Below are 1,603 nucleotides of genomic sequence, written 5' to 3' on the forward strand. Positions count from 1 at the left end.
ACCACTTATTTAGTTTTTGCAATACTTTATAGAGGATCAGTTATTCCAATGTCAAACGTTTTTATATAACCGTATGCCCAAGCTAAATGACTGCTGTTTTACTTATTATTTAGCCCTAATACTACAGCGATTATTAGTATAATTTAAACGCATTATTATGAGCTTTGTACAAGTTTATTACACTATATAAGCTAAATATAAGCGTTCTAAACAGCTTTAGGCTGAGAGGCTTGTAGTAAAGTGTAAAGAAAGCAAAAACGGCTATAAAGCCCTGTACTAAGCGAATAAACGTTTAAATTGAGTTTACAAAACTGAACACTACCCTACACCTAAAGCACGCAGACGGAGGCTGTAAGCTATGCAAATAATAGTTGGAAAACAACGTTAGTAGCAGTTTTTAACACTAAAGCCCCTTTTTAACGTTCATTTTAGGGGCTAGTACCGTATTAAATTAGCTGATTAAACTGCCTTGTAAGTCTTTTCTGATCCTATAAATCAAATTGCGGCTAACGTCATTATCCTTAGCTATTTTAACTATAGGAGTTCCTGCTTTAAGCTCAGTAACAATATTATTGTAGATAATACGTTTCTTTCTATCCTTAGCGTTAGGACTGTACTCTAAGGGCTTGCCTCTGTATATGCCCTTTTCTTTAGCAATAGCAATGCCTTGTTTTTGACGTTCTAACGTCTTTACACGCTCATTCTCAGCAATATACGATAAAAGGCTTAAGAACATATCAAACATTGCTTTATCCATACTAGGATTACCTGTATTAAAGTTAAGAAAAGGCGCGTCCAATATCTGTATACTTATCTGCTGTTTACTCAGTTTAGCAACTGTTTCTTTAATATCATCATAGTTACGTCCTAATCTGTCTAAAGAGCTGACTACGATAGTGTCGCCTTTCCTTACATAACTAAGTAGCCTGTTAAATTCGGGACGATCTGCTACATTCTTACCGGAAACTTTCTCAGTAAATAGCTGCTCTATTCCTGCGTCTGCTAGCTCTTTCAACTGTCTATCTAAGTTCTGCTCTTTGCTTGATACACGTGCATAGCCTACTATCATGCTTATTCCTCCTTACTCTTATATAAGCTGTTACAGCCCCTCTGTATTAACGTCTAGTCCGTTCTCTGCTGCAATGCTCTCAATAGCTGCTATTGCGTCCTCTGCTGTCATACGTCCTACTAGATCATCTATAAACGTATTAGCCCCTACTGCCTCAATAATGTTATTTAATACTGTTAAATTAATCATGTTGTTTCCTCCTTGTTTTATGTATCTTTTAAAGTACACCCTTAGAGTACACCCATAACGTTAGTCTGTCAACACTTATTTTTGTAACTTTTGGGTATACTCTTAAAACACATTATTTATTATCAACATTAAGGGTTGTTATATAACGTTGAATAAAGCGCCTATTATAGAGCCTTATTCTAGCGTCTATTTTAAATGTTATTTACGGCACTTATTTTAGGGACTAATTTAAGCAGCAATAAAAGAGTATAAAACACAGTTAAAAACTAATTTACTTAATTTCTTAATTTCACGATTTTCGTAAAGTTGCTATTTTTCATTTTTTACAATTTTACGTTTTCTCGC

General features: G+C 34.5%; 2 protein-coding genes. Both read right to left on the reverse strand.

Annotation, left to right across the window (positions count from 1 at the left end):
• Window positions 1-451: 451 nt before the first annotated feature.
• Window positions 452-1,069 (reverse strand): recombinase family protein, encoded by a 618-nt coding sequence (locus RT405_RS08105; RefSeq protein ID WP_313469021.1) that lies wholly within the window; start codon window positions 1,067-1,069, stop codon window positions 452-454.
• A gap of 30 nt (window positions 1,070-1,099) precedes the next feature.
• Window positions 1,100-1,258, reverse strand: a complete 159-nt coding sequence (locus RT405_RS08110) for a hypothetical protein (protein WP_313469022.1) — start codon at window positions 1,256-1,258, stop codon at window positions 1,100-1,102.
• Window positions 1,259-1,603 lie beyond the last annotated feature (345 nt).

The organism is Carnobacterium sp., from assembly GCF_032094055.1.
In the GTDB taxonomy this organism is placed as follows: domain Bacteria; phylum Bacillota; class Bacilli; order Lactobacillales; family Carnobacteriaceae; genus Carnobacterium_A.